This window comes from Candidatus Jordarchaeum sp., assembly GCF_052745115.1.
On the sequence record NZ_JBRAKS010000156.1, the window covers coordinates 1 to 8,969 of the forward strand.

Sequence of the window (8,969 nt, forward strand, 5' to 3'; positions counted from 1 at the left end):
GGGCGGCTGATGAACTCGCGAGGCCGCCGCATGATACTGTGAAGCCCCAACTCTATGTAATTCTATGAATTTCTACATAGAGTATAACCCTATTCTCCAAGGTTTAGAGGCTTACTGTGCTAGTTTAAGATTATTACCTAATTTTTGTGCCAGGGGGAACATCTTCTTCCGGTGTTATGAGTATAGGTTTTCCGTCTAGGTCTGCTGCTAGTATCATTCCTCTAGATTCTAGTCCCATGAATTCTTTAGGTTCCAAGTTTACCAGCACAACCACGTTTTTGTTTTGGAGCTTTTCGGGTCTTAGGTGTTCTGCCATACCGGCTACGATTTGTCTTATTTCCCCTTCCCCTATTTCTACTGCCATTCGTATGAGTTTTTTCGTGTTTGGCACTTTTTCCGCTTTTATTACTTTCCCGATTCTCAGATCCATTTTTTGAAACTCTTTAAATGTAATTATCGGCAATTTCACACTTCCCATTTTTATTTAATTTTATTTACAGTTTTTCTTAATGGTTGTTTATGTTTTATTGTACTAGTTGTAGGTTTCGGAGTTGGTTAAGTAGGTTTAGGAGTTGTTTGTCACGTTTTGCTGCTGCTTTTAAGAAAATCCCAATTTTTTTCCCGGCAGTGAGTTCGACCACGTTTTGTCCGCTGAGTATTTGGGCCAGTTTATCCAATAGGCTGTCTTCAGCCTCTGTCAATAGTTTTTGTAAATTGAGCATTTGTTCAAATTCTTTTCCATACTTTTCACGCCATAGGGCTTCATACAGGGATAGAGCTTCTTCACTGGTGTCTTCTTCAGTAATGGCATCCACCGCCACCTCTCCAGCTATGCTCCCGCAGACTATGGCATATCCCATCCCCCCGCCAGTTATGGGGTGAACTTGTCCTGCGGCGTCGCCCACCAGGATTAGGTTGTCTAGTATATTTTTAGGGTTGGGGCCTCCCATGGGTAGGGCTCCCACTCGGAATTCTATGACTTTGGCGTTTTTGCAGATTTCTTTGCCTCGGGAATTGTGTTTTATAAAGTCGTTTAGATATTCTAGGGCGGTTTTTTCACCCATTCCTCCTCCAATTCCGAGACCGATGTTGGCGCGGTTTTCACTCTTGGGGAAAACCCACACGTATCCTCGGGGTGAGACTTGTTTTCCGAGGTAGAATTCAAGGAGATCAACATCGTCTATTTTTACGTTGACCATTTCGAATTGAGCGCAGCTTTCTATGTCTTTAAGTTTAATATTTTTTCTGAGACCTGAGAGTTTAGCTATAGTACTGTTTACTCCATCTGCGCCAACTATTACTTCAGCCGCGATTTCTATTTTTTGACCGAATCTACTGGCGACCACTCCTTTGATTTGATCTTTTTTGTAGAGTAGTTCGGTCACGTTTGTCCCCACCAATGCTTCAGCTCCCATTTCGCACGCTTTTGCCAGGAGTTCTTTGTCAAATATTCGGCGGTCAATGATGTAGCCGTCTGGTTCCGGCTTTGCGTAGTCAACCTTGGTGAGATTGGGACTGTAAATACGGAAACCCCGAATCGGATTTAATATTGCGATCTCAGGTATTTCAATTTCAGCTATTCCAGGGCCCGTTTTTCCAATCGCTTCTCCGCATTGCACAGGAACTCCTACATTTGTTTTTCGGTCTACTATTAGCACTTTGCCGCCTTTTTTGAGAGCGGATATTGCTGTAGCGGTGCCCCCGGGACCTGCACCAACAATTAATATATCGGTTTTTAGTTCCATTAATCACACCTTCAAATAATAGGAAATGGTTCAGCTATGGGTATCGCTTTACAGATGGGAAAAATATATGCATATTTATCTTTTTTTACCATACAATTTGAATAATTGGAAAGAGTCTTGATTATTTTTTAGATTATTTTTAAAAGTTCTAAACAGTTTATAATAGTTCTATTGAGTTTTTACTATTTCTGTTGTAGAATAAGAGTCTTATGATGCTTTTTCTTCAATGATTATTGCTCCCACAGGGCATACTTTAAAGCAGATTCCACAATTGTTGCAGATATTGTTGTCCACTAATGCTTCGTGCTCTGTGATACTTACAGCATTTCTTGGGCATACACATGCACAACACATGCATATTCCGCACAGTTCTTTGTCGATTTTCATGCAGAGTTACTTCCTAAAATTGTTTAGGTATAATCCATAGAAGAAGTTTAAATTATTATCTTATATTATTTTACTTTTGTTGGTAATACAGTTATATATAAAATTATTGGGGGTTTAATAGTGCTTAATTTTTTAAAATGGGAAAAATTATTTAAGAAAATCTTTTATATCCCACACTTATAAAGCGTATATTCAAAATATAATGTTTGAAGAAGGACAGATTAAGTGTTAGAAAACTTGGAAATGAATTTCAATTTTCTCGGTAATATGTTTAGGAGTTTTGAATCTAAGCATTTATCGCAGCCAGCCGATGTAAAAGTGCAAATAAGGGCTATGGAGGTGATTTAACTATGGTCAAGGCTAAATGTCCAGAATGTGGTGCTGATTTAGATCTCCAAGATCCGGTAATAAGAGAAATAGTTGAATGCCCTGACTGCGGATCCGAGCTTGAAGTGGTAAGCTTAGAAAAGAATAAAGTTGAGCTAAAGATCGCAGAGATCGAGGGCGAGGATTGGGGCGAATGAAGTGAAAACCATTGGTATGATAAGCGATCGAGTGAGATGGGATGAAAAAGCTCTAATTCAGGCTTCGAGTAAAAAGGACGTTAAACTCATAGTTATTGATGAAAAAAGTATTTTTTTAGATGCCACAGGGGATCTTGATAATATACCGCAAGCGGATATTTATCTTCAGCGTGCAGTGAGTACATTCAAAGGACTTTACATTACAAAAATTTTGGAGAGCAAGGGTTACCCGGTAGTTAATTCCTATGCAGTGTCAAGTGTCTGTGCGGATAAGCTTCTCACCACCCTATCCCTGAGAAAGGCGGGTATTCCCAGCCCCAGAACGTTTATAGCTTTTGATATTGATGCCGCTCTTAAAGTTTTAGACGAGTTAAAGTATCCTGCGGTGATTAAACCGGTGTTTGGAAGTTGGGGAAGACTCATAGCACCATTAAGGGATCCTCAATCTGCTAAGGCTATACTAGAAAGTAGAGAGTCCATGGGAGCTCTTTACCAGATTTATTATATTCAAGAATATGTAGAAAAGACTGGTAATCGGGATATCAGAAGCTTTGTTATTGGCGATAAGGTCATCACTGCAATATACCGTATCGCGGGGCAGGGTGAGTGGCGAACCAACACTGCCCTTGGAGGAAGGGCCGAAGTGTGTCCGGTAACCCCGGAAATTGAAGAGATGAGTTTAAAGGCTGCAAAGGCTATTGGAGAAGGTGTATATGGAGTTGATTTATTAGAAACCCCAAAGGGTATGCTTGTTAATGAAGTTAATCACACAATGGAGTACCATACCACTGTACCTTTAACGGGTGTGGATATTCCAAGTATGCTAATAGATTATTGTTTGGAGATGTTGAAATGAGAACTGGAGTTATTGGAGCTTCGGGATATACGGGTGGAGATCTAGTAAGACTGTTGCTCTTTCACCCTAAAGCCGAGTTAACTTGTGTAACTTCCAGACAGTTTTCTGGAAAATATTTGAGCAGTGTACATCCAAACCTGAGAGGCATTACTCAAATAAAATTTGAGGAATTCAATGTGAACAAGATTTCCGACAGGTGTGATTATATTTTTCTCGGTGTGCCCCATAGAGCATCTATGAACATAGTGCCCCAACTACTTGAAACCGGAGTAAAGATCATAGATTTGAGCGCTGATTTTCGGATAAAAAATCTAGAAACCTATGAGTACTACTATGGTAAGCATGAACATCCTGAACTTCTGGGTAAATCTATCTATGGAATATCTGAACTTCATAAAGAAGAAATTAAGAAAGCAAATTTGGTTTCCTGCCCTGGATGTCTGGCTTCAAGCGCTATACTAGGAGCAGCTCCAATGATTGGAAGCGGGGCTGTCGACTTGGAGAGAATAGTAATTGATTCAAAGGTGGGATCCTCAGCATCCGGTAGAGAGTTTTCACTTTCCACTCACCATCCCGAAAGGGCAAACATTGTTAGACCTTATAAGGCAACTAACCATAGACACACAGCCGAGATGGAGCAGGAGCTCAGTGAAGTAGCCGGAAAGCAAGTTAAGATAGCATTCTCAGCCCACGCAGTAGATATGGTGAGAGGTATTCTAACAACCATACACCTGTTTCTGGAAAAAGAACTTACTGAAAAGGAGGTCTGGGGTCTTTTCCGAGAATTTTACAATGATGAACCTTTTATAAGAATTATTAAGCAGAAAACAGGCATCTACAGACTACCCGATCCCAAAGTCATTGTAGGCACCAATTATTGTGATATAGGGTTCGAAATAGATGAACACATGCCACGAGTAGTGGTGCTTTCGGCCCTAGATAATCTGATTAAGGGCGCTGCAGGACAAGCGGTTCAGTGTATGAACCTAATGGAAGGAATAGATGAAACCACTGGTTTAAAATTTCCAGGAATTCATCCCTATTAAGGATGCGGTTAAATGAGAATAGTAATAAAAATTGGCGGCAGCCTTCTCGATGAGAATTTATCACCCCTAGCACGAGACGTAAAAGAATTGAGTAAAGAGCACCAAATAGTCATTGTGCACGGGGGGGCAAAGGTTGTAACAGAAATTGCAGAAAAACTTGGCAAAGAGCAAAAATTTGTAACCTCCCCCACCGGTTTTAGAAGTAGATACACAGATGCTGAAACCGCTAACATCTACACTATGGTCATAGGAGGCACAGTGAATAAAAAACTAGTTGCCATTTTACTAAAGGAAGGAGTTAACAGCCTAGGCCTCTCCGGAATTGACGGAGGTCTATTAGTGGCAGAAAGAAAACCACGCATCAAAGTAAAAGAGGGAAACAAGATACTTTTAATCGAAGGTGATTACACCGGAAAGGTTGTAGAAGTAAATTCCAAACTCCTAGAATTATTACTAAATGCGAGATATGTTCCAGTTATTGGAGCAGTAGCAATCGGAAAGGAAGGAGAAAACCTAAACGTGGATGGAGACCGGGCAGCCGCAAGTATTGCCGGGGCCATCAAAGCCGACAAACTATTGGATATGACCGATGTACCGGGAGTCCTCGATAACGAAAAAGTGATAAAAAAATTAAACGTGCCAGAGGCGAAACAAACCATGGAGAAAGTAGGTCCCGGAATGAGGAGAAAAATCTTTGCAGCGTTAGAAGCATTACAAGAAGGAGTACCAGAGGTGGTAATAGCTTCCGGAATCGGAGAACACCCCCTTCTCAACGCTTTAGAAGAAAAAAACTGCACGGTGATCGCATATGAATCAGCCGAGTGACGCGTTAAAATATATCCATCTGGAAGACACTTTTGAGGCCCAAACCTACGCCAAAAGACCAGTAGTAATTGTGAGAGGAAAAGGAGCCCTAGTTTGGGACACAGAAGGCAGAGAATATATAGACTGTGTTGCTGGCCACGGAGTAAATATTACTGGACACTGCCACCCTAAAATCGTAGAAGCCATAAAAATGCAGGCTGAGAAACTCATAAGCTGCTCGGGTATACTATATAATGATGCCAGAGCAGAAGTAGTAGAAAAAATTGCCAAAATAGTTCCTAAAGGCCTAACGCGGACTTTTCTTTCAAATAGTGGAACAGAAGCCGTGGAATGCGCCCTAAAACTCGCCCGAAAATATACTGGAAAGAAAGAAATTATAGCCACGGTGAAGGGATTCCATGGGCGGACTCTGGGAGCACTCTCCGCCACTTGGGAAAAAAGGTATCGAGAAGCATTTGAACCACTAGTTCCAGGATTTACTCATGTTAAATTTGGGGACGCAGATGCGGTTCGCGAAGCCATTAATGAGAACACGGCGGCGGTAATGGTGGAACCAGTACAAGGAGAAGCAGGAGTTAACCCAGCACCAGAAAGTTACTTGAAAGAATTAAGAGAAATCTGCGATGAAAATAACGTTCTACTCATATTCGATGAGGTTCAGACTGGATTCGGTAGAACCGGTGAAATGTTTGCATGTATGCACTGGAAAGTAGCACCAGATGTGATGACCATGGCTAAGGGAATAGCAGGAGGTGTGCCTATGGGAGCCACAGTAGCCAAAGAGGAGGTTATGAATTCACTTAAGGAAAGTGAACACGCCTCAACCTTCGGCGGAAACCCCCTTGCATGCGCTGCCGCAAAAGCTACAATAGATGTCATAATAGAAGAAAAACTCCCCCAAAGATCCAAGCAACTAGGATCATATTTAAAAGAAAAATTGGAAGCAATAAAAGAGAACTCTCAGATTATTAGAGAGATAAGGGGACTAGGCCTAATGATTGGGATAGATATACGCTTCAAAGTCAAAGATTATATTTTAAAATCTTTGGAAAAGGGATTGCTAGTTTTAACTTCAGGACTAACCACCATAAGATTACTGCCTCCACTAGTTATTGAAAAAGAACAAGTTAATAAAACAGCGGCGATTTTGGCGGAGGTATTGGAGACCTGAAGAATGGAGCCGCAAGATTTTCTAAAAAGAATGCTTGAAATTTATAGTCCATCGGGACAAGAAGCTGAACTCGCCAATTTTCTTCTTAACCAAATGAATAAAATGGGTTTCAATGCGGAAATAGATGAAGTTGGAAATGTTATAGGTAGAATTGGTGAGGGAGAACCTATTCTACTGCTCTGTGGCCATATGGATACTGTTCCCGGAGAACTACCAGTCCAGATTATTAAAGGTGAATTAACAGGTCGAGGAGCTTGCGATGCCAAATCACCCCTTGCGGTTCTGATACTTGCCGCTTCAAAATTTGTGAATAAGAAAATTAGGGGCACTATATTAGTGGTGGGAGCTGTACAAGAAGAAGGAACATCCATCGGAGTAAAAAACATAATAGATAAGGGATTAAAGGCAGATTATGCGATTTTTGGAGAGCCCTGCAATACCAATTTTATTGTGATAGGATACAAAGGAAGTTTAAGCATCGAATTGGAAATCAAAACGGAACCAGGCCATCCGGCTAATCCCACTGTACGAAACGCTAGTGAAGAACTAATATCAATATGGCTCAAAATAAAGGAAGAATTAGGAAAATATCAATCCAATTCAAAATATCATACAGTAGACTTATCAATAGGTCGATTAAATGGCACAGACAGTCAAAGCGCAACAGAGATAAGAGTTAGAATACCACCCAAAATGAGTTGCAATACTACCTATAAAATAATATACCACGTAGTCCAAGAATATTGCAAATCAACTCCAGATGTTGAGTGCTCAACTAGAGTGATTGACGCAACCGAACCTTACGAGTCTGAAAAAAAATCTCTATTAATCGATGCTCTGATGGACTCAATAAAAGAGATCACAGGGAAAGACGCCCGCTTAATTAAAAAAACGGGAACCGGTGATATGAACATCTACGGAAACAGCATAAAAACCTTGGCGGTTACTTACGGTCCCGGTGACCCCCGCTTAGACCACACGAATCACGAAAAAATCTCTATAAAACAGTTTTTAGATACCGCAAAAATATTGGAGAAGACTATTGAAAAACTTATGATGTAGAATATATCAAATACGTAGTGGTTCTTTCTCCTTTTTTTCCTTTCTCTCTTTGATTTTTTCCTCTAACTCAGACACCAAAGGAGCCATTTCTTCCGAAGGCGCAAAAGCCATTACCCGCTTCAAAGGCCTCATCCACTCTAAAACCAGTGGAGCTTGTTCCAATAAACTAAGCACATTAAGTGTAGCCTCTTTATTAATTTCAGAAAAGATATTTGCCAATGAACCAGCAAAAGTATCAAGATCTTCTCTTGATAAAACGTGAGACTTTTCTATTCTTAACGGCAGACCGTATGTTATTGGTCCAATTGCGCTCTCTCGTTTACTTTGAAAATTTATTTCTCCTTTAATATTGCAGACATTGGCAGTATTTATCTCGGCTTTCAAGCGGCTATTCCATTCAGTTTCCCACTTTTCCTCATCACTCTTCTTCTTGGCTATATGTCTTAGTATTATTCTGCACTTATCAACTAGCGGTATTGCCATGATAGAATGTCTTGTCTCACCGAATTTAACAACCTCATTAAAAAGAGGAGTTAAAAGTTCTTCAACCCTTTTCCTGAGGTCACTAGATTTAAAACCTAAACATTTATTCTCCGGTAAACCTCTTTCCATAGTGCCTACAACCTTGCCCTGAGTAAATTCATACTTAGACAATGCATTGCAATTAGGACAAGCAAAGGAACCAAAAACCTGCCTCTCTGTTTCAACCAATTCCTCTTCTATCTCAGAATCCAAAAAGAACTCTGTGCTGCATTTGGAGCATCTTATAATCACTGGTAACTTATCGATGGAATCATGACCTTTGTAAGCATTCACTATTTTCTCAGTTTCCACAAATATCTGTTGAACATCCAAATCAGTTAGGGAAATTAAACCCTTCAAAACCTCGTCCACATTGTTAATAAGAAGATTTCTAACAATCCTTCGAACCGTCTTTTCACGTTCTCGCCTAACCTCGCCAGCCACTTCCTTAGCCCTTAAAACAATGTTCTCTGCTTCCTTCTTGGCAACTTCCAAAATAGAATCAGCCTTATTTTTGGCATCAGAAACAATCCTTTCAGCTTCTCCAGACAAAATTACACGCTCCCTACTCCTTACTATAAAGTAATTTAAATCGAATAAAATTTTCAAGCTTTCTTTAAAACATATTTTGATAATTAGTTTCTAAAAGCGTTCTCGCATACAAATTATTATTGTATATATAATGTGATAAGCGTTTCGATTAACCAGACATAAAAATCAAAATTGAAAAATACTATAGTATTTAGCGAAGTTTTTGAATCATTTTGACTGTGAAGAAACCATATGTTCAGACAAAGCTCCTGTTGTATAGTTTTTTGTTCTCTTCTATGA

The 8,969-nt window shown here is 40.1% G+C and carries 10 protein-coding genes; 6 read left to right on the forward strand and 4 right to left on the reverse strand.

Going from position 1 to position 8,969, the window contains the following annotated elements; all coding sequences use genetic code 11:
• Positions 1-133: 133 nt before the first annotated feature.
• From metG to ACUVXA_RS11770, 3 genes are all read right to left on the reverse strand, one after another.
• A complete protein-coding gene (metG, locus tag ACUVXA_RS11760) occupies positions 134-463 on the reverse strand; it encodes a methionine--tRNA ligase subunit beta (protein ID WP_445871459.1) in 330 nt (109 codons plus the stop codon).
• A gap of 61 nt (positions 464-524) precedes the next feature.
• A complete protein-coding gene (locus ACUVXA_RS11765; protein ID WP_445871460.1) occupies positions 525-1,745 on the reverse strand; it encodes an NAD(P)/FAD-dependent oxidoreductase in 1,221 nt (406 codons plus the stop codon).
• A 207-nt stretch (positions 1,746-1,952) separates the two neighbouring features.
• The gene (locus ACUVXA_RS11770) at positions 1,953-2,099 is read right to left on the reverse strand and encodes a 4Fe-4S binding protein (protein WP_445871461.1); all 147 of its coding nucleotides are present in this window, start codon (positions 2,097-2,099) and stop codon (positions 1,953-1,955) included.
• 383 nt (positions 2,100-2,482) lie between these two features.
• Between ACUVXA_RS11770 and lysW the strand changes: the two genes are divergently transcribed.
• From lysW to ACUVXA_RS11800, 6 genes are read left to right on the forward strand one after another with little or no spacing between them, the layout of a single operon-like run.
• Positions 2,483-2,656 carry a lysine biosynthesis protein LysW gene (gene lysW / locus ACUVXA_RS11775; protein WP_445871462.1) on the forward strand — a complete coding sequence of 58 codons (174 nt, stop codon included), beginning with the start codon at positions 2,483-2,485 and terminating at the stop codon, positions 2,654-2,656.
• Between the two features lies 1 nt (position 2,657).
• Positions 2,658-3,512, forward strand: coding sequence for a lysine biosynthesis protein LysX (lysX, locus tag ACUVXA_RS11780; RefSeq protein ID WP_445871463.1), 855 nt, complete (start codon positions 2,658-2,660; stop codon positions 3,510-3,512).
• Positions 3,509-4,558: an N-acetyl-gamma-glutamyl-phosphate reductase gene (argC, locus tag ACUVXA_RS11785; RefSeq protein WP_445871464.1), complete on the forward strand. Its 1,050-nt coding sequence runs from the start codon at positions 3,509-3,511 to the stop codon at positions 4,556-4,558. Before lysX ends, argC begins: the two co-directional genes overlap by 4 nt.
• A gap of 12 nt (positions 4,559-4,570) precedes the next feature.
• Positions 4,571-5,383: a [LysW]-aminoadipate/[LysW]-glutamate kinase gene (locus ACUVXA_RS11790; protein WP_445871465.1), complete on the forward strand. Its 813-nt coding sequence runs from the start codon at positions 4,571-4,573 to the stop codon at positions 5,381-5,383.
• Positions 5,367-6,554: an aspartate aminotransferase family protein gene (locus tag ACUVXA_RS11795; protein ID WP_445871466.1), complete on the forward strand. Its 1,188-nt coding sequence runs from the start codon at positions 5,367-5,369 to the stop codon at positions 6,552-6,554. The genes ACUVXA_RS11790 and ACUVXA_RS11795 overlap by 17 nt, the downstream gene beginning before the upstream one ends.
• Positions 6,555-6,557: 3 nt before the next feature.
• Entirely contained in the window at positions 6,558-7,616 is a 1,059-nt protein-coding gene (locus tag ACUVXA_RS11800) for a M20/M25/M40 family metallo-hydrolase (protein ID WP_445871467.1), read from the forward strand.
• A gap of 6 nt (positions 7,617-7,622) precedes the next feature.
• Here the strand turns inward: ACUVXA_RS11800 and ACUVXA_RS11805 are convergent, their stop codons facing one another.
• Complete coding sequence (locus tag ACUVXA_RS11805) at positions 7,623-8,690, reverse strand: hypothetical protein (protein WP_445871468.1); 1,068 nt, start codon at positions 8,688-8,690, stop codon at positions 7,623-7,625.
• Positions 8,691-8,969 lie beyond the last annotated feature (279 nt).

What these genes read in the sequence shown, in the direction of transcription:
- ACUVXA_RS11765 (WP_445871460.1), bottom strand. Translation starts at nt 1,745, where the DNA reads ATGGAACTAAAAACCGATATATTAATTGTTGGTGCAGGTCCCGGGGGC.
- ACUVXA_RS11770 (WP_445871461.1), bottom strand. Translation starts at nt 2,099, where the DNA reads ATGTGTTGTGCATGTGTATGCCCAAGAAATGCTGTAAGTATCACAGAG.
- lysW (WP_445871462.1), top strand. Translation starts at nt 2,483, where the DNA reads ATGGTCAAGGCTAAATGTCCAGAATGTGGTGCTGATTTAGATCTCCAA.
- argC (WP_445871464.1), top strand. Translation starts at nt 3,509, where the DNA reads ATGAGAACTGGAGTTATTGGAGCTTCGGGATATACGGGTGGAGATCTA.
- ACUVXA_RS11790 (WP_445871465.1), top strand. Translation starts at nt 4,571, where the DNA reads ATGAGAATAGTAATAAAAATTGGCGGCAGCCTTCTCGATGAGAATTTA.
- ACUVXA_RS11795 (WP_445871466.1), top strand. Translation starts at nt 5,367, where the DNA reads ATGAATCAGCCGAGTGACGCGTTAAAATATATCCATCTGGAAGACACT.
- ACUVXA_RS11800 (WP_445871467.1), top strand. Translation starts at nt 6,558, where the DNA reads ATGGAGCCGCAAGATTTTCTAAAAAGAATGCTTGAAATTTATAGTCCA.